Source organism: Lysinibacillus sp. EB106-09-02-XG168 (genome assembly GCF_058791475.1).
The window spans coordinates 3,976,652-4,003,138 of record NZ_JBYTDN010000003.1; the positions used below are offsets into that span (position 1 = coordinate 3,976,652).

General features: G+C 35.8%; 19 protein-coding genes and 1 other RNA gene. 8 read left to right on the top strand and 12 right to left on the bottom strand.

From position 1 onward, the window contains the following. Positions 1-304 precede the first annotated feature (304 nt). The 4 genes from AC3WSO_RS20220 to AC3WSO_RS20235 form a co-directional block, all read right to left on the bottom strand. Positions 305-1,504 (bottom strand): restriction endonuclease subunit S, encoded by a 1,200-nt coding sequence (locus AC3WSO_RS20220; protein ID WP_492533233.1) that lies wholly within the window; start codon positions 1,502-1,504, stop codon positions 305-307. After that, positions 1,485-3,536, bottom strand: a complete 2,052-nt coding sequence (locus AC3WSO_RS20225; RefSeq protein ID WP_492533235.1) for an HsdM family class I SAM-dependent methyltransferase — start codon at positions 3,534-3,536, stop codon at positions 1,485-1,487. Before AC3WSO_RS20225 ends, AC3WSO_RS20220 begins: the two co-directional genes overlap by 20 nt. Before the next feature lie 241 nt (positions 3,537-3,777). Further along, entirely contained in the window at positions 3,778-3,993 is a 216-nt protein-coding gene (locus tag AC3WSO_RS20230; RefSeq protein ID WP_492533237.1) for a hypothetical protein, read from the bottom strand. Positions 3,994-4,884: 891 nt separating this feature from the next. Further along, positions 4,885-5,199, bottom strand: a complete 315-nt coding sequence (locus AC3WSO_RS20235; protein ID WP_421049921.1) for a hypothetical protein — start codon at positions 5,197-5,199, stop codon at positions 4,885-4,887. Between the two features lie 154 nt (positions 5,200-5,353). Here AC3WSO_RS20235 and AC3WSO_RS20240 point away from each other — a divergent pair, with 154 nt between their 5' ends. Next, complete coding sequence (locus AC3WSO_RS20240) at positions 5,354-5,698, top strand: helix-turn-helix domain-containing protein (RefSeq protein ID WP_492533239.1); 345 nt, start codon at positions 5,354-5,356, stop codon at positions 5,696-5,698. A gap of 461 nt (positions 5,699-6,159) precedes the next feature. Here AC3WSO_RS20240 and AC3WSO_RS20245 read toward each other — a convergent pair whose 3' ends face one another. Together AC3WSO_RS20245 and AC3WSO_RS20250 are read right to left on the bottom strand one after the other, a co-directional pair. Then, positions 6,160-8,790, bottom strand: a complete 2,631-nt coding sequence (locus tag AC3WSO_RS20245; protein WP_492533241.1) for a DUF927 domain-containing protein — start codon at positions 8,788-8,790, stop codon at positions 6,160-6,162. 1,352 nt (positions 8,791-10,142) lie between these two features. Further along, positions 10,143-10,361: a hypothetical protein gene (locus tag AC3WSO_RS20250; RefSeq protein ID WP_488381816.1), complete on the bottom strand. Its 219-nt coding sequence runs from the start codon at positions 10,359-10,361 to the stop codon at positions 10,143-10,145. Between the two features lie 304 nt (positions 10,362-10,665). Between AC3WSO_RS20250 and AC3WSO_RS20255 the strand changes: the two genes are divergently transcribed. Both AC3WSO_RS20255 and AC3WSO_RS20260 read left to right on the top strand, forming a co-directional pair. After that, positions 10,666-10,920: a helix-turn-helix domain-containing protein gene (locus AC3WSO_RS20255; RefSeq protein WP_492533242.1), complete on the top strand. Its 255-nt coding sequence runs from the start codon at positions 10,666-10,668 to the stop codon at positions 10,918-10,920. A gap of 97 nt (positions 10,921-11,017) precedes the next feature. After that, positions 11,018-12,190 (top strand): site-specific integrase, encoded by a 1,173-nt coding sequence (locus tag AC3WSO_RS20260; RefSeq protein WP_492533244.1) that lies wholly within the window; start codon positions 11,018-11,020, stop codon positions 12,188-12,190. 133 nt (positions 12,191-12,323) lie between these two features. On the opposite strand, the gene ssrA is transcribed toward AC3WSO_RS20260, so the two are convergent. The 6 genes from ssrA to secG all read right to left on the bottom strand — a co-directional run bounded on the left by ssrA (position 12,324) and on the right by secG (position 18,423). Next, positions 12,324-12,679, bottom strand: a transfer-messenger RNA (tmRNA) gene (gene ssrA / locus AC3WSO_RS20265). A 440-nt stretch (positions 12,680-13,119) separates the two neighbouring features. Beyond that, a complete protein-coding gene (locus AC3WSO_RS20270) occupies positions 13,120-13,848 on the bottom strand; it encodes a GNAT family N-acetyltransferase (protein WP_492533246.1) in 729 nt (242 codons plus the stop codon). A 166-nt stretch (positions 13,849-14,014) separates the two neighbouring features. After that, the gene (gene smpB / locus AC3WSO_RS20275; protein ID WP_349662121.1) at positions 14,015-14,479 is read right to left on the bottom strand and encodes an SsrA-binding protein SmpB; all 465 of its coding nucleotides are present in this window, start codon (positions 14,477-14,479) and stop codon (positions 14,015-14,017) included. A gap of 113 nt (positions 14,480-14,592) precedes the next feature. Further along, positions 14,593-17,127, bottom strand: coding sequence for a ribonuclease R (rnr, locus tag AC3WSO_RS20280; RefSeq protein ID WP_492533248.1), 2,535 nt, complete (start codon positions 17,125-17,127; stop codon positions 14,593-14,595). Positions 17,128-17,162: 35 nt separating this feature from the next. Beyond that, positions 17,163-17,909, bottom strand: coding sequence for an alpha/beta hydrolase (locus AC3WSO_RS20285; RefSeq protein ID WP_492534432.1), 747 nt, complete (start codon positions 17,907-17,909; stop codon positions 17,163-17,165). A 286-nt stretch (positions 17,910-18,195) separates the two neighbouring features. Then, on the bottom strand, positions 18,196-18,423 hold the full coding sequence (gene secG / locus AC3WSO_RS20290; protein ID WP_197143206.1) for a preprotein translocase subunit SecG: 228 nt from the start codon (positions 18,421-18,423) through the stop codon (positions 18,196-18,198). A 511-nt stretch (positions 18,424-18,934) separates the two neighbouring features. Between secG and AC3WSO_RS20295 the strand changes: the two genes are divergently transcribed. The 5 genes from AC3WSO_RS20295 (at position 18,935) to dltB (ending at position 26,476) form a co-directional block, all read left to right on the top strand. Further along, positions 18,935-20,182, top strand: coding sequence for a transglutaminase domain-containing protein (locus AC3WSO_RS20295; RefSeq protein ID WP_492533249.1), 1,248 nt, complete (start codon positions 18,935-18,937; stop codon positions 20,180-20,182). A 179-nt stretch (positions 20,183-20,361) separates the two neighbouring features. Continuing rightward, the gene (locus AC3WSO_RS20300) at positions 20,362-22,002 is read left to right on the top strand and encodes an alkaline phosphatase (RefSeq protein WP_492533251.1); all 1,641 of its coding nucleotides are present in this window, start codon (positions 20,362-20,364) and stop codon (positions 22,000-22,002) included. A gap of 1,685 nt (positions 22,003-23,687) precedes the next feature. Beyond that, a complete protein-coding gene (locus AC3WSO_RS20305) occupies positions 23,688-23,825 on the top strand; it encodes a teichoic acid D-Ala incorporation-associated protein DltX (protein ID WP_492533253.1) in 138 nt (45 codons plus the stop codon). An 18-nt stretch (positions 23,826-23,843) separates the two neighbouring features. After that, positions 23,844-25,316 carry a D-alanine--poly(phosphoribitol) ligase subunit DltA gene (gene dltA, locus AC3WSO_RS20310; protein ID WP_492533254.1) on the top strand — a complete coding sequence of 491 codons (1,473 nt, stop codon included), beginning with the start codon at positions 23,844-23,846 and terminating at the stop codon, positions 25,314-25,316. Next, positions 25,313-26,476 carry a D-alanyl-lipoteichoic acid biosynthesis protein DltB gene (gene dltB / locus AC3WSO_RS20315; protein WP_492533255.1) on the top strand — a complete coding sequence of 388 codons (1,164 nt, stop codon included), beginning with the start codon at positions 25,313-25,315 and terminating at the stop codon, positions 26,474-26,476. Before dltA ends, dltB begins: the two co-directional genes overlap by 4 nt. Positions 26,477-26,487 lie beyond the last annotated feature (11 nt).

Consider the following 26,487-nt stretch of genomic DNA (forward strand, 5'->3'; position numbering starts at 1 on the left):
CCCCTCAACTAATAAAATACAAGAGATATAAAATTTTCTCGAACACCCCTTACTAGGGTGGAAGGTGAATTAGATTGAGTGCTAATTTTTAAATTACTAACATAACTCCTACCATTATTTATCCTTCTCTCTTTTTAGTATTTAATTCGGATCAAAGGTTTGAATGAAGCGCTAACCAGCAAATTACTCCCTTTTCCTTTTTGTCAATTTATTAAAGCAATAAAAAAGAAAAACCGACATTCAAATTAATGAATATCGATTATATTGACTTGAATTTACGTTTTATTTGATCAACTTAAGAAAGTTAAGTATTGGGTAAGTTCTCAATGATTTTTTCAATATCGGAAATATGCTTTTTAGTACTTTTTTCAATTGATATTAACTGTTCTGAATATCTTTGGAAAGATTTTTTATACATCACACTAATATATGACTCGATAAAATGGAAATCAGGTTTCCCTGTTGTGTCGATAGGAATCTTAACATCTAAACTTTCTATAATGTCACCGCTTATTGAAGTCCATTGTTCCCCTCTAGTAAATTTCACATTTAAAAGTGCATTTTTTTGAATAGCCATCTGGAAATATAGTAGAACATTTTTCGAAAAATTTTCTTTCTTCTTAATGACTAATGAATGAAGCCCCGCTGTAAACATATCTTTCTGATATAACAAATAGCCTGCATAACCCATATCGGCAGTTACTAATTCATTTTCATAAACTTTTCTTTCAATAGGGGATGTAAAATAACCAATTCCATTATTTTTCAGAGTCGCTGTGGAGACTGGCAAACTATAAATATCATTCTTCTCAACTGAACGGTTTTCAGGCTTAACATTTACCCCACGTTCAACCTCGAAGAATTCTGAAACTTTAAAGGTTCCATACTCTTTAACTTGAGAAATTAGTGACTCCTCTTCCAGTGAAATTAAAATATCCTTTTCCTGTAAACCAAGTAAATCCAAAATCCCACGTTTTTTTTCTAAAATCACAGTCTTCTTTTCTTGGCTTTCTTCCTTTATCTTTTCAACATATTTCGGAATAATAGACTCTATATAACTCTCCATATAACCCCAATTGATTTCATCGCTGTCACCAATTACTGGAAGCTGGAGTGAATCTTTTTTTATTTTAGTACTACTTACACTATCTCCCCAACTATATTTATGCCTTAAACCTGCCTTAATTATGCTCACTAAAAACAAATATATATTTCGAGTCATATACTGTCTTTCTTTTAAATATAAAGCTAAATTATGACTATCATTAGAGAAAAAATCAGATTCTTGATAGGATACAGTAAAAGTTTTCCCCCCAATAAAAATACACTTGCCCTTATTTATCTTACGTTTATCATGTTCGATGTGGGCTTTTACGCCATTGTTAAACTTTGAAGCAGTTACGTAAGGAACAGTCCCCTCCAAATCCATGATTTCAGAAAAAAGAATTCCTTGGGTATTTTTAATTTCAAATAACTTAGGAATGCTAAATGTCTTCCACTTCATCAAAATCACCACTCTTTTCCCTTAGAAGAAATTCCAAATAACTACCAATACTTTCAACAAAATCAACTTCAGTTGGTGTAATATCTGGTTTATCTTTATAATCTTTATACATGTATTTTTTTTCTTCTATCTTCACATGTAAAATTTCATCAAAATAGTTGTGATATTTTGAACCTGTAATTGTAGAATCCATACGACAACCATCTTTAATATATTGCGTCATCAACTCAAAAAGTAAATCAGTTTTCTTACTTGGCATTCCTTTTTGTGCACCCATTGTAAAAACTTCGTCTTTTAATAACTTAATAAAGGTGATAACATCTTCTCCAAATTTTTGAGGATATCCTGCTTCAAAAACAAAAATAGCCACATCAGTTCCTACAGTTTTATTCTTTGTTTTAAACTGTCCCAGTGGAAGGTCAATAACCACTTTTAATCTATTGTTTGCAAAAATCTCATTTACAACATTTACGTTTCCAACTGTAAAAGTCTGTTTTGGAACAATAATTGAAGCCATTCCGCCCTTTTCTATATAGCTTAATCCATTTCGAATATACTCTACTTGATGCGTATATGGTGGATTAAATAACATTTTAGTAAATTTAACTCCTGCAAAAATTTCATCATAACTCTTTCCAGAAGATAGATCCTCTTTTAATAAGGAGTCTCCTCGGAAAATATGGGATTTCCCGTCACCATGTAACATCATATTCGAAACACAAGTTGCGAACATATTAGCATCATATTCAACACCCCAAAGTTGTTCCTCTTTAACTTTTTGAATAGCATCCTGCTTTTCCTTAGAAGATAAGTCTTTTCTTTTTTCAATTCTGTTTTCCATTTCGTGCATGGCAGAAATCAAAAATCCACCTGACCCAACCGTTATATCTAAAACATAATCGTCTTCATTTACATCAATAATTCTAGACATAAATTTAGTCAAGTGACTCGGAGTTAAGACAATATCCCCTGCACTCCCACCGATTTGCATATATTTTGTGAATACATCAAATAAATTACCCAACAAATCTATATGAGTACTTTCCTTCATCAAATCGACAACTGAATATCCTACCGCCGATTTAGTCTGTAACTCTTTTGCAACTATATTTAAAGGCATTCCAAGTTCAATGCCCTTTTTATCTTTTACAGGTTTCTTCATCTCTGGTGCATCTTTAATAAAACTGAAACTAGTAAGTAGCTGTTCTTTTTTTTCTTCATTAAATTTAGTGCTAGGCAATGCATTCTTTATCGTGTTGAATAATAAATCCGCACCAGTATCATCATCAAACATTGAAACAATTCTAGGATTATGATTTATTCCAATCAATAAACCACAAACTAAAAGTAACCTCTTATATGGGTCTAATTTCAGAGCAACGTCAATCTGCTTCGATAATTTTCCACCTACACTTTTTATATGAGTCACATTTTCTACACTATCTGGAGAATTTAAACGCAGCAACTTTGAATTGATGAACTTTGCAATTTTGTCCTTAGATAACTCTTCCCAATCCATAAAATGGTCTAAGTAGATCATACCTACTTCATCAGTCACCTGATATGTTTTTTTTGCATATTTATCTATAACGCTGTCCTTTTTATATAAATATATTCCTTTGGATTTTAAACTTTCTCCTGCAACTCCGATAGCTAGAACTTCTTTAATATCATCGGTTTTTAATATTAACTCCTTAGCGTAATGATAAACATCAGTCATAGCATATTTATACAGTCCGTTAGTATCACTCATTGCGTTAAAGCTTCCAAGATTTTTTTCTTCATCTTTGTCTTCAATCAATAATAATCGACGAACTTTTTGCCTATTCTGTTTTCCTTCCGAAAAAATAACAAATTCTGGTTGCATAACAGATTTTTTACCAGCTTTTGATAAATAGTTTTCACCTGTATTAGGTTTTATAATCTTAGTACCATTACTGTTAATACTATACTGATAGTTCATTTCATCATCCGAATAACCAATACTTCTTAATTTACTCATAACTTTAATATCTACTTGCGATTCCGCCATCATTTTCCCTCTTTTTCACTCTTTATTTATTATAAAATGCATTGGTTCATACTTTCCTTAAGAATTAAATTAGTTTTCTCCATTTTTTTATCCTCTTATATCTCCATTTTCCTACTTAATAAAGCACTTTTGACAATAAGACGAATAACAAAAGATACGGTAACATATGATACATTCGGTAAATAAAATGGCAGTTCTTTCTTCAAGTCATGAATACCATCTATTGTTTCTTGACTTAGGTCTAAATTTGTTTTAACTCCAAATTTTTCTTGTCAATATTATCTTTTAGGGTAAAAGGATTTTTGATGACCTCTTTCCAATCACTATTCTTCGTTTCTCGATATGCTAGATTCACTACTAAGCCATTTGTTAAATTTAATCCATTGTACATTGGTTCATTTTGCAAAATGTCCTTTAACTCATTTATTCCGCTTTTTGTTTCTCTTGCTAATCGCACTCCTAGCCTTATCCTGTAACCCTCCTGAAAACCAGTTGTATCTATTATAGCAAATTCAATTCATAATGTACTCTTAGGATAGGGACAAAATTACTACCAACCTATACATTATTTTTATTTTTCCAAGCATCGAATTACCCCACCGTGAAAGCTTTTGGTGGGGTACCATTTAGTATTGAGTTTTTTATCCCATCTACAACATTCATAATGTTTTCAAATTAGCGTAAACACTTCATTTTTGTTTTCTGACTCTATAATCACAGGTGACTTAGATGTAATATCCTACAGCACACCGTTAACGTGTATCTATATTATTTCAAATTACAAAAATGGTATAGAAAAACAGCTACTATTAACTAGAACTAGCCGTTGGTAGCTGTTTTTCTTTATATTAATATCTATGTTCTCCTCAAACTACTAATCGAATTTGATTAAAAATTGATTCTAGTGCTTCTGCTATTGATTTCAATAACCATTACTTACATTTAACTAATTCCCCAAAAAGATGACTGCACGGTTTTTGCATGTTCTTTCCTTGGAACATACTTTAGACTCTTAATTAAATCATTTTTTTGCATTAGTTCTTGTTTAACTATTTGCATTTTTCTCTAAACTGCCCATAACACCAATTATAGGCAATATAACAATAATCGTTAAAGAAGTTTCTCCTCCTAAAACTTACTATCAATAAAATTAGCTTCTTTAAAAAATATATTATAAAAGCAATTTCATCTATCATAACATATGCAACATATAAATTACCCTCTTTAATGGGGCAAATTCCCAAACGCCATTTTTATTTCACTAGTTCTCCTAGCAGTATATCGCTTTTGACAAAATTAAAAAGCACAGACTCTAAGGACTGTGCTTACCAAACTTATAAAAATGGAATTAACGATACTTTTGTTTAATTAGTTCTATTTCATTTAAGTGCTTTTGATATAAACCATTATAAATAACATCTCCACATTCTTTTGAACAGAAGCGGTATAAATCCGGTACAGGTTGCTGTGAAAACGATATTGTAAAACCCCAGTATTCATGATGAGTCTTACTAGATACCTTTTCATCACAATTGCTACACTTAAAGCCCCACCCTCGCTTCAAATCTTTTCTAAATTCTTTACATTTATAACTTTGTTGTAAATTTTCTAGCGTTTGTTCATGTTCCCATATTGTCCAAGCATCAAATTGTTCATGATCCATTATTCTATCACTCCTCTAATATTTTTCTGGCTGTACTTATACTACCCCCACTCAAAAATAATATCAATAGTATATTTTATTTTAACGAAAAATTATATCTATAGTATATGGTTATTGAATCATTTCTCGTCAATCCTAATGATGAGGTGATTACATGACGGATTTAACAAAAGTGGTTGGGGAGAGAATCCGCTTCTTACGTAAAGAACGTGGACTAAGCCAAGAAGAACTAGCATATCGTGCTTCCTTGCATAACACATATATTGGTCAACTTGAACGTGGAGAAAAGAACGCTACAATTGAGAGCGTTGCAAAAGTATGTACTGCGTTAGAAATTACATTAGAAGAGCTATTTGATGATAAAGAAGAAACCCATCCAAAAATGCTTAGCTTTGAGTTAGAGGAAATTGTACGTCTGTTAGAAGGTCGTTCTAAGAAAGATCAAAAAGCTGTTTTAATGTTTATTGAGACTTTAATCGCTTGGAAAGATAATGAGTAACTGTTGCACAATAACTTTATGAGAACAATTTATTGCGTATCGGTGCATCTACAACTTTTGAAAACGCACCACACCTCTGCATTTTTTGCTATCAAGAGAAAAACACTAAGTCAATAAAATACATTTCTATTGGATTTGACGTATAAGTTACTAAAGTTATCGTAGATTTCTACGGTAAATATAGTAGATTTACAGTAGATTTCTATTGGATTTCTACGGTAATAAATATGAAATAGAACTACAATTACTACTTATTATCCTGAAGTATGTACAGTAATAAATTCTTTGTGTACAACTATTCATACTACATATATCAATATATTGTGTAGTTATTGTAGTTGGTACTTTAAACTCCCTGATACGAATGTAATTTCAGCTCTTATTTCTTGTGTAGTGGTAACTAAAAAGCTGTAGCCACATCTATTGTGAACTACAGCTATTTCTATTCTAATTATGTGTTTCTAGAAATGTAAACGTACTTCCCAGACCTCCTTCTGAATATCTAATTCTTCCTCTAGTCTTTGTGTATCAATAACATAGCTTCGAGTGGATTTCCCGCCCACAGTTCTCGGAGACGATGTATGCAATACAAAGCCTGATTGTGACTGATTTTCTTTTAATAAATTTTCAATTTGCTTATCAGAAAAGCGCTCATCTACATAATCATGTTCCTTCATGTACTTTCTTACTGCTGGGAGCCACATTTCTCTAGCAATAGTTAGCTTATTTTGCGCAGCATTATATTCATAATGTGTTCCTTTCTTAAATTCGTTATTATCGCTTTGTACAATTGCTGCTGTATGCTTGAATAAATTTTGTAAGGCATTATGAATCTTGTTACCTCTAAAATGCTTCACTTGTTCTTCTATCACGCCATATTGATCGATAGTACAATCAATTTGCAATTCATTAGCCAATTCATTAAACAAATGCACTCCAACTAATACCATAGCTAGATTCGCTAACGGACGTTCATGTAAATCATATTTACAATCCACCATTTCTTTATAATGTTCATATAACGTACCTAGTAAAATATCTTCACTTTCAATCTTATTTAGTAACCACTGTACATAACCAGGCATAAACCCTGACAATTTTGATGCGTTAATCTTTTTATATGCCTTTTTATAGCCGTCATTTTGGCATAATGTATTTGGTGTAAGTTGAGCAATAATCAAACGTTCTAACATGTTCGATTCCTCAAAACTTGTCTCCCCCAACCATACAATTGGTGCCGTTAGTCTATAAGTTACAGTACCTTGATTTTTATTACCTCTACTATCTAATGCTGCTTTATACGCATTTAAGGCCAAGTTCTTTAAACCTTTCCAGTTAGAAGCTGACATATTATATGGTCTAAATTCATCTAAATATAGCGGAACACCGTTTAATAAATCGACCTCCCTTGTAATTGAGAAGGCGGGTCGGGTACAAGAACGAACCTCTGGATTACCAAATAATTTGCCGAATAACTGTGCTGTACTTGTTTTACCAGCACTTTGTGTACCCCAAATCATTAACTGTGGAAATGCATTATCTGTATATTTACGTAATAAAGGAACTATAGGTGTAACAAAGTGCCAACCAATAATCGTATTAATAACCCCCTCTTCATTAACTTGTGCTAATAACGGCAATACTTCTTTTACGAGATCCTTCCAGTAATCAGATGACAGCATATCCATTGATAATTCAAGATCCATTTGCCCTTCAGCGAGCTTTGGCATGTAAATATACTTACTGTTTTCAACAATACCTTCACTATCAATGACTTTATTCGGAGTAATAAATAAGTTATTGTGTAGACCAATTTTACTTACAGCATATTTGTCTACAACTTGTTTTGTCATAAATAGTTCCTTTAAATATTGCAAATGTTTTTCGTCACCTAACCAACTAATTTTAGTACTGTTTATTTCCTCAATGAAGCCTTTCTTACTACTAAATGCTTTAGCTGTTAATACAATATTTTTAAAAATTTCGCCATTATTTAAAACGATATGGCCTTTTAGATATTCGTCTATATTTGCATGTACTCTTTCCTCAGGTACAAAGATGAAATTTGATAATCTTCTTTGTTTTTCATAGTAGCAATTATTATACTCATAAACTAAACATTCATTTGTATCTATCTTATTTAATAGTTGCTCAACCTCCAAATTATCCTGTTCCTCATTTAAAACTTGCGATGCATTTATAACGACTCTTTCAATGTACTGTAACTTAGCAGCATGATGTCGATCACTAATTTTTTCTCCGATCGCCCACTCATCATTTAACAATACAAATGCGATTTCTTCGGGTGTATGTTGAGCTTTTAATAACTCAATTACAACATGGAAGATTTTCTTTGAACGATCTTCCCCCTCTTCAGGGCCATTTACTATTAAACTTTTAATAGTAAACGGCACTTGTAATGCATCGATTTCAACAGGGGATAACTCTTCGATTTCAATATTTTCTAATGTTTTACTTACTGTTTTAATTTCTACATCATCTAAATATGTAAAACTGTCTAAACTATAAGTAGCACCTGTGAATTCCACTAGCGAGCAAAGCTTAACGTCCATTAAGTTTTTCACATTCATACTATTTGGCACTCGTAATAAACGGGCTAAATCTGCTGTATTATCTGCCTTAGCAAATGTATGCAGCTTTATACTCAATTCTTTAATGAACTTGAATGAATGATCATCTACCACTTCAAATGGTTCATTAAATTTAAAATATGCGTGGATACCATTTCCACTAGAAACGGTGGCAGTTGGCGGTGTAGGTAGTGATTTTACTACTTGCATCGCCTCTTCATATGTTGCATGCTTTGGATCGATATCTAACCATAAGCCTGGTACATGTAACACGTCTTCCTCTTTTCCAGATTTGCACTTTCGTGTTGAAACACTAAAGTAAACATTTAGATTTTTTTGCTTACCTTCTTCATTTAAATTATCAAGTACCGCTTCTGTTAAATCTTCTACTTCAATAAAACGACGCTCTACTAAACCTTGTTGTCCGATTAAACGAAATTCTACATATCCTTCCGTTTGGCTAAACCAATCTTTAAGGATGTTTTGTTTTTGTTTGTTCATGTTATTACTCCATTCTTTAATTTTATTCGGCTTATCGCCTTCATTTGACATATACGCTATGCATTTTGCATAGTTAAATATTTTTTCTAATCCGCATCACTTTTCCGCAAAAGTTTCTCGTAGGTATCACGTAGTCCCCATGCTATAACACTTTAATAGTTGATTATGTAGGCACCGGGGGGGTGAATTAAATCATTTGTGATAAACCATTGATTTTTATTTGTAATGTTCGTGATGTAAGATTGACACTCTATAACGAATACTTTCATGCTGAAAGGTTATACAGTGAATAGCAGCATAGATAGGATTTACTGCTTAACATGTAGCATATTTATTTTTACTAAGCTTTCGCCCCCTCATTTGATTAATACGCAAGCTTTTTTACAGAGTTAAATCACTTTTTAATTTTTTGTTTTTAACTTGTTCGTATTTAAAAATACTTTTTATGCTTACACAGTACATTTACGCAAGTTGTTTTACAGAGTTAAATCACTTTTTAATTTTTTTTGTTTTTAACTTGTATCGTATTTAAAAATACTTTTTATGCTTACATAGGACATATACGCAAGCTATTTTACAGAGTTAAATTATTTTTTAATTTTTTTAGTTATTAACTTGTATCATATTTAAAAATACTTTTTATGCTTACATAGGACATATACGCAATTTATTTTGCAAAGTTAAAAATTTTTTTCAAATCCGCATCAATTTTCACGAAAAATTTCTCATAGGTATCACTTAGCTCCCGCCCAATCCCACTCTAATACTTGATTTAGTAGGCACTGGGGGGGTATTTAGAAGATTCCTATTAAAACGTTACTTTTTATTCGTTCAGTGATTGAATTTGATTTGACAAGCTATAACAATTCATTTCCATTGAAAGGTTACGCTTAGTCGATAATACTTTTCTAGTTGTAAACTTCCATGCTGCTTCACCTCCGTTAATGACTTATACGAGGTATATTTAGCAGAGTTAAATTATTTTTAAAGTTTTTATCAAACATAATTTAAATGAAGTTTACAGCATATTTGAATGATACTTACTAGTTGTAAATTTTCATGCTGCTTCATCTCCTTCATTTCCTTATACGCAAGCTAAATTACATAGTTAAATCGTTTTGTAAGTTCACTATATAAAGTCGTTATATTCGCTCACATATGCCTTATACGAGGACTGTTTAGCAGAGTTAAATCATTTTTATAAGTTTTTTCAATTCATCAGGACAAAACTAAAAGCAGCTACTAAAACATATAAGTGTTCTAGTAACTGCTTTTAGCTGTTGTCATTTTATAATTGCGTGTAAATGTATTATCATTTTGAGTGCTTTTTGATTTAAAGTGGCGGGTTAATATCATTTCCAATTTGTACAACAATTAGGACATAAATAATCAGTTATAATGTCACGACTATCTGTTTCCATCCATTCTTCACATTTACCACAGTAAACTTTTTTTACAACATATTTTTCTAGTCTTGAAAATTCAATAACTTTTCCTGATTTGTCGTAATCTGAATTCATTACGATATGTTCATGTACTACTTCATTTTGTACTTCACCGTGAGTATGCAAATTAAAAACCTCCTAGATAGCAAAAATACTGTCTTTACATCTTTCATCGAAAATACTCTTTTATGTAGGTTGAAATACACGAGCACTTCTTGTCTAATTTCAAGTGTGTGGCGTTTAGATAATTTTAACATATTCCAGCCTCTATTTTTAAAAGCTTACTTAATTAAAAGAACAAAACTGGATATTTTTATAGGCGCTAGAAAACCAGCTTCAAATTGTATTTAACAATGCCCTTTTTGCCTCGTATAAATCCATAACAGCAATTAAATTGCGGGGATTAAATTTTAAAGAGGAGTATGTAAAAATGAATGTAAATTTAACAACTACTGAGATTGAAGAAATAGTTATAAAAGCCGTACAAAAGGGATTACAAGCCGCACAGCATGAATTTGTTGATAGTGGGTGGCTTTCATTAAAGGAAGGAGCTAAATACGCTGGTGTATCGTATAACACGCTATTAAAGTATCGTCAGTACGGCTTACAAGTATGTGAGATTGAAGGGATTAAGCGTATATCACGTAAAGAAATTGATCGCTTCTTTCAAGAACATAGCTTTTAATTAATAGTGGGATTTATCTTGTGATTCGTTATAATAATCATGAGGTAAATCCTCTTTTTAATCATTTGCCCCCGCAACTGATTCAGGAGGAAATACTATGACGAAAAAGAAAGTATCACCCATCAAAAGCTATAAGCTGAAAAACGGTGAAACACGATATGAGTTCCCAGCCTATTTAGGGATTGATCCATTAACGGGGAAACAGAAGCGCACAATGAAACGTGGCTTTAAAACACGTAAAGAAGCTGAATTAGCACTTGCACGTTTAAAGCTTGATGTAGCAAATGGTACGTACAAAAAAGAGCGTGCTGAAACATATCAAGAGGTTTACGACTTATGGGTTGTTCAGTATGAAAATACGGTTGAGGAAAGTACATTCGTAAAAACGACTGGCATTTTTAAAAATCATATTTTGCCTGCAATGGGGAAATACAAAATTGAAAAACTGACAGTTGATATTTGTCAAAAGCATATTAATGAATGGGCGAGAAAATTAAAGAATTCCCGTACAGTAAAATCATATGCAGCTAAAGTATTAGACTTTGCTATGAAGCGTGGATTCATTCAAACAAACCCTTTTGCACTTGTAGAAATGCCTACTAATCTAACCAAGAAAACTAGCGTTACCAATGATGATGAAGATGAAAACTTCTACACACGTGAGCAGCTTATTCAATTCCTTACATGCTTAGAACAAGAGAGTAACTACAAAGCGTTTGCCCTATTCCGTTTACTAGCATTTAGCGGAATGCGTAAAGGTGAAGCATTGGCACTGACGTGGAATGACTTAAACTTCACAACAAACGAGCTACGAATTAATAAGGCCCTTTCAAGAGGAAAAGATAATCAGCTATATGTAAAATCTACAAAAACAGGTGTTGCTCGTACTATTAAAATGGACGATAAAACAATGGCAATATTAAAAGAGTGGAAGAAAAAGCAGAAGCAGGATTATTTAATACTAGGCTTCAATACAATGCAACCTAAGCAGCTTGTGTTTAGTAATGAACAAAATGAATATTTACAGCCAACTAAAACTCGTAAGTGGATATTACATGTACAACAGAAGTACAATCTAGGTGCTATTACAACGCATGGTTTACGACATACACATTGTTCATTGTTATTTGAAGCGGGTGCTAGTATAAAGGAAGTGCAGGATCGTTTAGGGCATAGTGATGTACAAACGACAATGAACATCTATGCACACGTTACAAAGAAAGCGAAAGAAGAAGCTATACAGAAGTTCGCCAGCTACATTGAAATGTAGTTGAGCGACTACGCTTTGACTACGTTTTTGACTACGTTCGTTTGATACTCAATGAAACTATATGACATAGACAAAATAAAAAACCCTTGATATACAAGGGTTTTGACGTTCATTGAAATCCAATGAAATCGTATTATGGAGACGGCGGGAGTCGAACCCGCGTCCAGAAACTCCAATACTTCAGCTTCTACGCGTGTAGTTTGCCTATTTACGATTCACGTAGCATTATGCCGACAAACAGGCGTCCTGTACGCTAACCTGGAAATCTCTTGTCGGTGACTCAGGTGGCACCATCGACCGTATCCCACTAAAGTTGGGCCCTACGTTCTCTACATGGGCGATAGAGAGGCAGAGCGCTTAAGAGCTTACGCTGCGAAAGCTAAGTTTTGTTGTTTGCCAGTTATTATATAACTTCCGTTGATGACGGAGCCGAGACCTCCGACGCGCGACCAAAGCTTGAACCATCCCTGTCGAATCCGTAACGTCCCCTTGAATATGAATCGAAGCACGCAGCTTCGTTCAAGCAAAGGAGCTAGAATTTCTTCTAGTACGGTGGGAGCTAAAAGTACGCTTCCATGTAATCTGGCATTCAGTAAACTTATTATAAAACAAATCTTACTATAGTTCAAGTGTCCCGCTACAGTGGAAAAAATTAGCTCCCTCAAAATTTGTTTGGCTCATCAACAAAAGTTAGGAATGATATTTGTTTAAATATATGCCATTTATATAAGTTGATTGTAGCGGAGACTGGGCGACTCCTCGGGGATCAGCGTCACAGATGAGACCCTGCAGCGAAGCGGATGTTTTCTGTTCGAGAGCGTAGTGCCAACGTAGCGGCAGCAACAAAAGCGGCTCATCGGACGCCCCCAGGAAAGCGCCCAGTCGGAACGGAAATCAACCCCACGCCATGGTGATGAGTCATTTATTTCTTATTTCATTACCTTAAATTTTAACTCTCGTAATCTTAATATTAGCTTCCCTAGTATTGTTTCTGTAAGATAGCCGTAATAGACCTCTACCTCTTGTGCACCAAAGCCGAGCTTGAATTCATTAATTTCCTCCTTGTTCGTTACTGCGCCGAAATCATAGTGTGCATAGCCTTTGCTACGGAACATCATCATATTTCCCCACAGTAAATAGCGATTGGCGAAGCGGATTTGTTGCTTTAAATCTGGTCTATCTTTGATCCAGACGGCCGTTCCTGTATATAAATTAAAAACGATATCTTCGTCGGCAATGTACAGTCGATAGCATAGTGCTTCACCTTTGTCGTTTTGAAGCTTTGTATAAACGAGTGCGCCTTTCTCGCGCAGTAGTTTTAACGTTTGCATGTGAAATTTTCGAACGCGAGCAGTGTTTTTTATTTTGGCGAAGGCGTTGTAAAATTGCTGGAATTCTACTAGCTCTTGATCAGATGGATTTTCTTTTACGATGACTTCGTAGGGCTCTTTTTTGGCGCGGCGAAGCATATAGCGATTCATTTTTGAGAGATTCGCTAATAGGATTTCTTCATCTTGCTGTAACATGATTTGCAATGTTTTTTGGGTTTGGAGTGATTGTGCAGGTCGCTTTGTTTGGTGGTAGCAAACTAGCTTTTTTCTTTCACTGGCATTGTGACGTTCCTCAGCAAAATATATGTGCTCTATGTTCATAAACATAAATTTCCGTCCTATCGTAAGAATGCGGATTCCCTCCTATTTATATGCGGTAGTTCTTTATTATATTTTTAACTCGACATCTCTTAGAACCTACTCTTAAAATTCTATCTGCCCAAATACAAAAAGCTCACTATGTAAATATAGTGAGCTCTCTAACAATCTATGACTATTGATTTTTAGATTTGAAGGCGCGTTCCATATCGCGTTTCGCTTCTTTTTTGCGCATGTCGTTACGTTTGTCGTAATCTTTTTTACCTTTGCCGACGCCGATTAATAGTTTGGCATAGCCGTCTTTAATGTACATTTTTAACGGAACAATTGTGTAGCCGTCACGTTTTACAGCACCGACTAGCTCGCCGATTTGCTTTTTATGGAGCAGCAATTTGCGGGCGCGCAGTGGGTCATGGTTAAAGCGGTTGCCTTGTTCGAATGAGCTGACATGCATATTGTTGATCCATGCTTCACCGTTGCGGACTTGTACATAAGATTCTTTTAGTTGAACCCTTCCTGCACGGATGGATTTAATTTCTGTGCCTGTAAGCACCATACCAGCTTCGATTGTCTCTTCAATGAAGTAGTCGTGCCCAGCTTTTTTGTTTTGTGCTAATACTTTCCCAGTACCTTTTGCCATATTATTCACCCTCTACTTAAAGGTTGAGCAGGGTTAACCTGCTTTTATTGATAAAGTGAAAGCACCCCGCTTCAATTGTTTTAAAGCGCTAGTTGGTGCTTTCGCCATTACTTTTATTTACGTTTTGATTTTTTCTTTTTGTTTTTCTTGGCAACGCCCTCGTAGAACTTTTGCTTTTGCTTCACGCCTTTTTTAGGGCCTGGGCTTGAGCCATCTTTGCGGCGTCCTCGTGGATCACGATCGTTTTCACGTCGTTCTCCTTGTCCGCTTCGTCCTTCTTCATTGCGGCCTCTGCGACTGTCACGTCCGCCTCTTTCTTCTTCGTTGCGACCTCTGCGACTGACACTTCCACCACGTTCTGCTTCGTTGCGACCATTGCGGCTGCTACGTCCGCTTCTTTCTTCTTCGCGACCACCTTTGCGGCTATTACGGCCACCTTTGTTGTCGCTATAGTTTTTACGTGCATGAATGACAGTAGGTGCTGCTTTTCGTGTTCGTCCATACGACGTTACCATTCCGACGATTTCAAAGTCAACGGATGACTCCTCAATAATAACATTTGCTACACGGACTGTAACTTCATCACCAATACGGAATTGACGATTTGTACGCTCACCGATCATAATCATTTGACGGTCGTCAAAACGATAGTAGTCATCTGTCATATTGCTAATATGGACAAGTCCTTCGATTGTGTTTGGAAGCTCTACGAAAATCCCGAAGTTTGTAATCGACGAAACAATTCCTTCAAACTCTTCCCCAATTTTATCGGACATGTATTGTGCTTTTTTCAGCGCGTCTGTATCACGTTCTGCATCAACGGCACGGCGCTCACGTTCTGACGTATGATCCGCAATTTCATCCATCGCCATACTCCACTGTGCAACTGTTTCTTTCGAAGTATCTTTATTAATTAAATACGTTCGAATTAAACGGTGGACGATTAAGTCCGGATAACGTCGAATCGGTGACGTAAAGTGTGTATAGAAATCAGTTGATAAACCAAAGTGTCCTAAGCTTTCTGGATAATATTTTGCCTGTTGCATCGAGCGTAGAAGCATCGTAGAAATAACAGGCTCCTCTGGCATGCCTTCGATGGCTTTTAATACATCCTGTAAAGCTTTTGGATGGACTGTGTTTCCTGTACCTTTGATTAAAATACCGAAGTTCGTAACAAATTCAAAGAAGCGTTGTAGCTTTTCTGGCTTTGGATCTTCGTGAATACGGTAAAGGAATGGTATATTCATCCAATGGAAATGCTCGGCTACCGTTTCATTGGCTGCTAGCATGAAATCTTCAATTAATTTTTCAGCGACTGTACGTTCACGTAATTCAATATCTACTGGCCAGCCATCTTCGTCCACGATCACTTTAGATTCTTTAAAGTCAAAGTCAATAGCACCACGCATTTGACGTTTAGTACGTAAAATATTAGATAGCTCAGCCATATGTTTAAACATTGGCACTAGTGGCTCATAGCGGGCAATTAGCTCTGCGTCTTGCTCCTCTAAAATTTTGTAAACGTCCTTATACGTCATACGCTCAGTAGTTTTAATGACACTTTGGAATATTTCATGTGACACTACATTACCATTTCCATCAATAATCATTTCACAGGATAGTACTAGACGGTCAACCTGTGGATTTAATGAACAGATCCCATTCGATAATCGATGCGGAATCATTGGGATAACGCGGTCTGTTAAATATACACTCGTCGCACGATCATAAGCTTCAACATCTATTACAGAGCCTTGTGTTACATAATAACTAACATCTGCAATATGTACGCCAAGTTTATAAGTGCCGTCTACATTTTTCGTTACGGTTACAGCATCATCCAAGTCCTTCGCATCCGCTCCATCGATTGTCACAATCGTTTCGTGGCGTAAATCACGGCGACCTTCTAAATCTGCCTCTGTAATTTCATCTGGCACGCGTTGCGCAGCAGCAACTACTTCATCTGGGAATTCAGGTGGAATGTCGTGCTTATATAAAATAGATAGAATATCCACACCTGGATCATTTTTGTGGCCTAAAATTTTCGTAATATAGCCTGTTGCTGATTTTAAATCCTCTGGCCAAGTAGCTACCTCCACGACAACTTTGTGTCCGTCGACAGCTCCTAACGTATCGCCTTTAGCAATGAAAATGTCCATCGGTAGTTTTTTATCATCTAACACAACAAAGCCGAAGCCTCGATTTGCTTGGAACGTTCCAACAAAGCTCGTTTGCCCACGTTCCACTACCTTTGTCACAGTTCCTTCGCGGCGATCACCGAATGATTCCTTTAACACACGGATTAACACCGTATCGCCATTAATCGCACCATTTATTTCATGTGGTGGAATGAAAACATCGTCCATTCCCTCAATATCAGGCGTCACAAAGCCAAAGCCTTTCGCGTGTCCAATAAATTTACCTCGAAGTAAATTCATACGCTCCGGCAGGCCATAACGATTGGAGCGAGAACGTACAACTAAACCTTGCCCCTCCATACGTACTAACGTTTTCACTAATTCTTTAAATTCGTCAGCATCCTCAAAGCCGAATAAGTCCTCAATTTCGCCAACTGTTAATGGCTTATAATCTTCTCCACCGAAAAAATCGAGTAAACGACTTTGTAGTGTATCTTTTTGGTCTTTCATAATTTCCCTCCTTCATGAGAAAATCCTTATATGTTTTATTGTGCCCAATTTAGGCTTTCTAAAAAGCAATAAATATCTTCATGTAACTGATCTTTTTCTTGATCTAACGTAATAACATGTTTTGAGTTTTCATACCACTTGATCTGTTTTTCAAGTGACTCAGTTTGATTATATATAATGTTGGCAGATTCTGTCTCAATTACCTCGTCATTTGTCGCTTGCACGACAAAAATTGGTGCATAAATCATGTCAATTTCCTGACGTGTCTGAGCAATAAACTCTCGCAATTCTTGTAAAGATGGCATGCCCTTCTCAGCAATTAAGGCAACTTCAGCTTCAATTTGCTCTTCATCTTTACCTTGGAACTTTTTGTAGTCCCTTGCATATTTCAGTACACCTTGAAACATAACATCTGTTGTACGCATCGTCATTGGAGAACACATTGTCACAATACCTTTAACTGGGTTATTTAACGCAACGTTTAAAGCCATGACACCACCCAATGACAAGCCAGCAACCGCAATTTCCTCATAGCCCGCTTCCTGTAACTGTTTGTACGCGGCTACGGCATCCTGCCACCAATCAGCAGGACCTGTTGTAATAAGTTCCTCAGGTTCCACACCGTGACCTTTATAATGAGGTGCTAATGTAGTATACCCTTTTTTCTCTAAAAATCTACCAAGCATGCGCACATCCGCCGAGCTTCCCGTAAACCCATGCAATAATAAAACTGCTCGAGGTCCTGCTTGAAAGAAAAAAGGCTGTGATAATGATTTTTTCATGGCGAGCTCTCCTTCATCCAAATACATACTTATTCTTATTATAGCCATACTGAAGCTTCCTCAAAAGCTTGGGGATCGGTTTCTTCTGTTGCTATATGGGAATCCTCGGCAAACGTGCGAAGGATTTCGTGAATAGCGGGGACTTTTCTTTGCTTCCGCGGGTATTTCCCTACTCCGCGCGGGTATTCACTTTACTGTCCTAACAATGTATGTACCGACGTTCAAATAGTCAGAACTATAAAAGAAAACGCCCAACCAGTAAGGTTAGGCGAAATATCTTCAACTATTAGATTTTTGTAATAGCAATTGCTAGAACAAAGAATAATATTGCTAACACAATTGTTGTACGATGAAGGATTAGATCCATACCGCGTGCTTTTTGCTTTCCGAATAGTTGTTCAGCTCCACCCGAGATGGCACCTGACAAGCCTGCACTTTTACTAGATTGAAGTAATACTGCAACGATCAACGCTATTGAAACGATAACTAATGAAACTAATACTACTGTATGCATTCACTGCACCTCCCGAACTTCGAACATCACAACATATCTTATTATAACAAAAAAAGGTTCTCTTGACAAACTGAGATTAATAATTGCCCTCATTTCTTCCATATCAATTAATTTTAGGGGTCTTTACCAAAAGCGTGAGGTGGATTTCCGTTCCGACTGGGCGCTTTGTTGCTGACGCTTCGCTTTCGCACAGTTAAAACATTTGTTGCTGTCGCTTCGCTTTCGCACAGAGCAAAGCTTCCTGGGGGCGTCCGATGAGCCGCTTGGGACAACACGATGTTGGTCACGAAGGCGTTATCAACAGGATGTGATTCTCTTAGCCTTCGTTCCTCTATTGCTGATCCCCAAGGAGTCGCCCTGTCTCCACTACAATCAACCTATTTATATATATATCTTTCCAAAAAAAATCATTAAATTTCAGGTCTAATCTAGTACTGTGCAAAAATAGTATACCTCCCACCCGACTCATTATCCTATAATAGTTAAAAATACAATTATAATGGGAGGAATTATGAAAAAGAGTATATTACTGATTTGTTTACTTATTATATTAAGCACGCTTAGTGCTTGCTCAGCTGCTATCAAGGCCGCCGAAGTACTATTACAAGACGAACTTGAATCAGAAGAAGAAGAAATCTCTATAGACCCAAAGGAGCTTGCTAATAAAGCCCCATCAGCCGATTTTTCTGCGGAAGACCTTTTTTCAACAACATTATTCAAGGAAGATCCTGCTATGCTGCAGTTTTCAAAAAAAATTGAAAAACATATTTCAACGTTCGACACAAACTTTACGGTCATGTATAGAGGAAAATTAGATTGGGATACTTTTGAAGAACAACTAAATGATCTTTATAACATACTTAATTTTGTTAATCCTTATACAACAGGCTATATCGGAGATTACGGCTGGGAAGCATGGGAAGTCGATAATGGTTACGAGGTAGAGTTTGACTTTACATATATAACAGATGCGAAGAAGGAAAAGAAAGTTGATGCTTATGTTCAGGACTTTGCTAAGAAGTTTATTACAAATGATATGGATGATTTTCATCGTGCTAAAGCCGTTAATGACTTTGTCGTACAACTAGCCACTTATACTGATAAAGGTGATTCACAAGGGCAAGCGGTTTATGAATTAATTAGTGAAGAAACTGGTGTTTGTCAAGCTTATGCATTATTAGCCTATCGTTTATTTTTAGCGGCAGGTCTTGATGCTAAATATGTATACGGTTATAGCGATAATCAGCTTCACGCATGGAATTTAGTCAGTGTTAATGGTGATTGGTATCATATTGATACGACTTGGAATGATATCACTCCTATTGAACCTTATGCTATTTCCTACGCATATTTTTTAGTGAATGACGAGAAACTAAGTGAAGACCATATATGGAAAAATGAAAACTATTTTGCTGCTACAAGCAATGCGTATGATTTCATGCATGATATGTGGTACGCAGATACTATTGGAAATGTTATTTATTATAATAGCTTGGACGATAACATGGTATACGCCTATGACTTAGCAACAAAGCAAAATAGACAAGTTACAGAAACAGCCTGCTACTACTTGGCGGCTTTTGAAAATGCTATTTATTGCAGTGATTATGATAATGCCGGCTTTTTAACGAAAATATTTATTAACGATGGTTCAGAAGAAGTGTTATTAGAGGAAGAGGTTTTAAACTTGTTCGTTGATGATAAAGGGGTATTATTTTACGAAACTATTGACGGTGAAAAACATTCACAAACTTTATAGCGAATTCTAGAATCTGCAAGCTCCCTTCAACCAATGGATAGTAAGCAGATTCTATTTTCCACTTTAGGGCTCATCATCATATATTTAACAATCCCCCCACAATTCATAACAATAAATTCATCCCAGCTTTACAAACTTCCTTTACACTTACTTGTGAATTGACCAAAAGGAGGAAAATCATGAAATACTCAAAAAAATGGAGTTCATTATTTTTAGCAAGTGCTATTGCTTTATCGTCGATTAGTATCGCTCAACCGGAAGTACAAGCAGCCCAAGTGAAGAAACCAACAAATGTAATTATGCTCGTGATGGATGGTAGTAGTAATAATGCTGTTACCCTTTCTCGTTGGTACAAAGGGGAAAGCTTGGCTATGGATGAAATTTTATCAGGGGCAGTACGTACATACTCTGCCGATTCAGCTATTACTGACTCAGCCCCTGCCGCTACTGCGTTAGCAACTGGTCATAAATCAAACGATAAATTTGTAGGTGTGCTACCAGCCGTTATTAATTCGCCAGGGTTAGAGCCAATTGCTAAAGAAGATGCTTATAAACCTGTAGCTAATGTGTTAGAAGGAGCTAAGCAACAAGGCAAGGCAACAGGATTGATTTCTACTTCCGAAATTCAGCATGCTACTCCAGCTGGCTTTTCTGCACATGTGAAAAATAGAAGCCAATACGATGACATTGCGGAGCAGCAAGTTTATCAAAACATAGATGTCGTGTTAGGTGGTGGCTTAGAGTCTCTGGCACCGGGCACTACTAAAAATGCTCGTAAAGATGGCGAACATTTAGTGGATGTCTTAAAGGAAAAAAATTATGACATTGTTAAGACTCGTGATGAGCTCCTCAATAGTAAATCGCCAAAAATTTGGGGAAGCTTTGCTCCAAGTGATCTTGCCTACGATTTAGATCGTGCTACAACAAGAGCATCTGAGCCTACACTTGCTGAGATGACAAATAAAGCTATTAATACGCTTAACAAGGATGAAGATGGTTTCTTCTTATTTGTAGAAGGCAGTAAGGTGGACTGGGCGGCACACGCAAATGACACGATCGGCATAATTAGCGATATTTTATCGTTTGATGCTGCAGTCAAAGAAGCCGTTGATTTTGCAAAAAAAGATGGCAATACAATGGTCATTGCTGTTACAGACCACGGCAATAGTGGAATTACAATGGGTAATGTTAACACGACAAGTACTTATTCTTACACACCTGTATCTGCTTATATTGATCCTCTGAAGAAGGCTAAAATGACAATTGAAGGTGCATTAAGCCAATTAAAAGAAGACAAATCAAACATTGTAGAAGTGGCTGCACTTTATGGCTTAGATAATCTATCTGAGAATGAGCTTGCAACTTTAAAATCGACTAAAGATCTGGGCAAAGAAATGGTGAAAATGCTTGCGAATCGCGCCAATATTGGTTATACAACTGGTGGGCACACGGGTGAAGATGTATTCTTATACTCATTCGGACCATCTAAAATTACAGGCCTTGTCGAAAATACGGATTTAGCACATACGATGGCAAAGTTTATGGGCTTCGATTTAAATAAGCTTTCAGATGATTTATATATACCAGCAACAAAAGCGTTCACAGAAAAAGGCTACACTTCTAAAATTGACTTAAGTGATAAAGAAAACCCTAAGTTTATTGCACAAAAGAAGGATGTAACAATTACAATCCCAGTTAATAAGAACACAGTAACATACGAACAAGACAAAACCGCAAAGACGCATACGTTTGACACAATCAATGTCTACAACGGCACTGACTTTTACGTTTCAAAAGAAGTATTAAAGCTTCTCAAATAAAGTGAAACTTTAATCAGCGGTGGGTTCTTATCCACCGCTGATTATTAGTCTTCACCAATCGGGCTTTTACGGGCAGTTTCTCTATTTATTTTGAGGTGAAACCCTTTGTATCTTGCTTCGTTTTGACACAGATAAATTTACTGCCCGTTAAAGCGGGATAAAGTGAAACTTTAATCAGCAGGGAGTCTCTTCATCCTTGCTGATTATTAGTCTTCACCAATCGGGCTTCTACGGGTCAGTTTCTCTATTTATTTTGAGGTGAAACCCTTTGTATCTTGCTTCACTTTGACACAGATAAATTTACTGCCCGTTTAAGCGGGATAAAGTGAAACTTTAATCAGTGGTGGGTTCTTATCCACCGCTGATTATTAGTCTTCACCAATCGGGCTTTTACGGGCAGTTTCTCTATTTATTTTGAGATGAAACCCTTTGTATCTTGCTTCGTTTTGACACAGATACATTTACTGCCCTTTAAAGCGGGATAAAGTGAAACTTTAATCAGCGGGGAGTCTCTTCATCCTTGCTGATTATTAGTCTTCACCAATCAGGCTTCTACGGGCAGTTTCTCTATTTATTTTGAGGTGAAACCCTTTGTATCTTACTTCACTTTGAAAGATAAATTTACTGCCCGTTAAAGCGGGATAAAGTGAAACTTTAATCAGTGGTGGGTTCTTATCCACCGCTGATTATTAGTCTTCACCAATCGGGCTTTTACGGGCAGTTTCTCTATTTATTTTGAGATGAAACCCTTTGTATCTTGCTTCACTTTGACAAAGATAAATTTACTGCCCGTTAAAGCGGGATAAAGTGAAACTTTAATCAGCAGGGAGTCTCTTCATCCTTGCTGATTATTAGTCTTCACCAATCGGGCTTCTACGGGTCAGTTTCTCTATTTATTTTGAGGTGAAACCCTTTGTATCTTCCTTCACTTTGAAACAGATAAATTTACTGCCCGTTTAAGCGGGATAAAGTGAAACTTTAATCAGCGGGGATTCTCTTCGCTTTTGGTAAATAAATTACTGCCCGTTAAAGCGGGACAACAAAGGTGCTATCATAGTTGAGATGATCAACTGATGATGGCGCTTTTCTTATTGCTCATGCCTTTACAACAGTCTTCGTAAGATTCTTGATCCTTCATATGTTTGTTTGTGGCTTCGTTTTTCGTTAATCCCTTTGTACCTCTTCATATTTTATACCGATATTTTTCATCAAATTTACTTTGATTTTACTTTCATTGATTATGCTTAATGTAACGAATTGAACAACTCCGACATTCATCTCCGGCTTATTCATTAGTTGGGAGTCTACTGTCGGAAATTGATGAAAATATTTTCGAATGTTCTGTCACGAAATTTAAGGATTTCTTAAGTACAAATGAAGCGGAAAAACAGCGATAATGGATAAGGATCACGTTTAGAAAAATTCAAGTTGCGGTGAATTAAAAAAATTCACTTTCTTACCATAATAATGGTCATGTTTTTCAAAATCTTAAAATTACCTTAAATTAATCTTATGATTTTATGAATAAACAGAAAATGAGCAACATTTTTCTCTACATTCCGTCAAAACAGTGTTAAAAATTTAATTAGATAAAAATAATTTAGAAATAACTTGAAAAAATATCAATTTATTTAGTATATTTACAAAGTTATAATCTTTTTTCATTTTTAATTGGAGGTGGACTAATGCAATCCATTAAAAATAATGAGCTTTTTCGTTTTATAGGCTTTACGTTATTTTATTTCATGATTTTAATGCTCTTGTTTCTAATTCATGGCTTCCATGATATGAACGCAGGACCATTTATATATACGGAATTTTAAGAAAAGGAGATATAAACTATGTTAAGTATTTTAGAGGCTATTCAAAAAGTGGCACAACAGCATCCAAATCGCACTGCCTATCAAACCGACAGTGATTCCTTAACGTTTGATGAGCTTTGGCATCTGTCTGATTGTGTAGCACAATATATAATGGCTCTTGATTTAAAAAGACAACAACCTATCATCGTCTACGGGCATATGTCACCTTTACAAATCGTTGCCTTTTTAGGTGCTGTAAAGGCGGGTCATCCGTACGTGCCTGTTGACTCTTCTACACCATCTGAAAGGTTACAGATTATTATAGAAGCTTCTCAAGCTTGCTTGCTACTAAAAACTGAAACGTTAAGCTTAAACTTACATGTCCCTGTAGTAGAAGTAAGTGATTTAGTAGCTCAACCTACTAGCATTTCGACTGAGCCTTCAACTTGGGTTAAGGATCAAGAAATTTATTATATTATTTACACATCTGGTTCTACTGGTAAACCAAAAGGTGTTCAAATTACAGCTGATAATTTAGCGCATTTTGTTGCTTGGATGCATGAACATTTCCCTTTACAGGAATCTGGAGTATTTCTAAATCAAGCACCTTATTCCTTCGACTTATCTGTAATGGATTTATATCCTGCACTAGTAAGCGGGCAAACACTTTACGCGATTAAGCAAGAGCAAATTGCTAATCCAAAAGCGTTATTTGAGTCATTAGCTTCATCTAATGTTCGCGTTTGGACTTCTACACCTAGCTTCGCGAAGATCTGTTTGATGAACAAGGAATGGGATCAAGCTTTAATGCCTTCTTTAGATACATTTTTATTCTGCGGAGAAGTGTTACCAGTATCTGTAGCTAAGGAATTAATGCAGCGATTCCCTCAAGCTTCTATTTTTAATTTATACGGTCCTACAGAAACAACTGTTGCCGTTTCTTATGTGGAAGTAACAAAGGAGCTTTTGGAGCAATTTGACCAATTACCAATCGCCCCTATATCTGAGCCTAATCTATCCTTGTTAGAAGATAGCGAGATTATTATTTCTGGACCGACTGTAAGTGCAGGTTATCTTGGTGCGCCTGATTTAACACTTAAAGCGTTTCCTACAATAGGGGATCAACGTATTTATAAAACTGGAGACGTTGGTTATGAAAAAGATGGCTATCTGTTCTTCTCTGGACGAAAAGATTTCCAGGTGAAGCTACACGGTTATCGTTTAGAGATTGAGGAAATTGAAAAACAAATGGGCAATCTTCCACCTGTATCTAGCTGTATTATTATACCTGTTTCAAAAAATAGTGAGATTGTATCATTAAGTGCGTATATTGTGCTTCGCGAGCCATTGACGGACTCTGCCTTCAAAATGACGAAGCAGCTTAAAGCATTATTATCGGAGTATTTACCATCCTATATGATTCCGAAAACATTCAAATACATTGACACTTTACCTTTAAATACAAACGGTAAAGTTGATCGTAAAGGATTGGCGGTTATGGAAACAGTATGACGCCTTACGGAAATATAGTTTTTTTCATCATCATTGGTATTTTGTTGCTGCCAACAATTATTTTAGGACTAAGCGGGAAGTCAGCTAAAGGCTATAATATCGTTATTTCGATCGTCGTTTTAGCTCTTATTTTTGGTAGCTCCCTTAACGGTTCCATTTCTCTTATACTGTTTACAGTATTTCAGTTATTATTAATTATCGGTTACCAAAAATATCGTTTCCAGAAGAATAACACTTCTGTATTCGTCATTGCTGTACTACTGTCCATTTTGCCACTTGTGCTTGTGAAGGTTCTGCCAATGCTTGGCCTTCAGAATTTATTTGGATTCTTAGGGGTATCCTATATTACCTTTAAATCAGTACAGATGATTTTAGAAACGCGAGATGGCTTAATTAAGGATAAAATTTCACTAGTTGAGCTTGCCTATTTCTTACTGTTCTTCCCAACAGTATCATCGGGACCTATTGATCGTTGGAGACGATTCTATAAAGATATGCACACAGCGCCGTCTGGGCAAGATTATCAAAAGCTGCTGTTAAGCGGGATCAATTATATATTTGTAGGCTTTTTATATAAGTTTATTTTGGCTTATTTAATCTACAATTACACACTTATTTATTTACCAAGTCAAACGTATAACTATTTGACACCTTTCCAAGGGCAAATAGCGTATATGTATATGTATAGTTTTTATTTATTTTTCGATTTTGCGGGTTATAGTGCGTTTGCCGTTGGTGTCAGTCGCATTATGGGTGTTCAAACGCCTATTAACTTTAACCGTCCATTCTCGAGTCGCAATATTAAAGACTTCTGGAACCGTTGGCATATGAGTCTTTCCTTCTGGTTCAGGGATTATGTTTATATGCGTTTCGTGCTTTGGATGACAAAGAAAAAATGGATTAAAAACAAATATACAATTTCTTACATCGGCTTCTTTTTACTGTTCTTTTTAATGGGGATCTGGCACGGATTAGAATTGCACTTTGTTGTCTATGGTCTCTACCATGCCCTGTTAATTATCAGCTTCGATAAATTTGAACGTTGGAATAAAAAGCGTAAGCTTTGGCCGAAAAATAAATGGACTCATGCAATTGGCGTATTTATTACTTTTAATGCCGTTTGCTTTGGTTTCTATATTTTCTCAGGAACATTATTTTAATTAATGGCTCT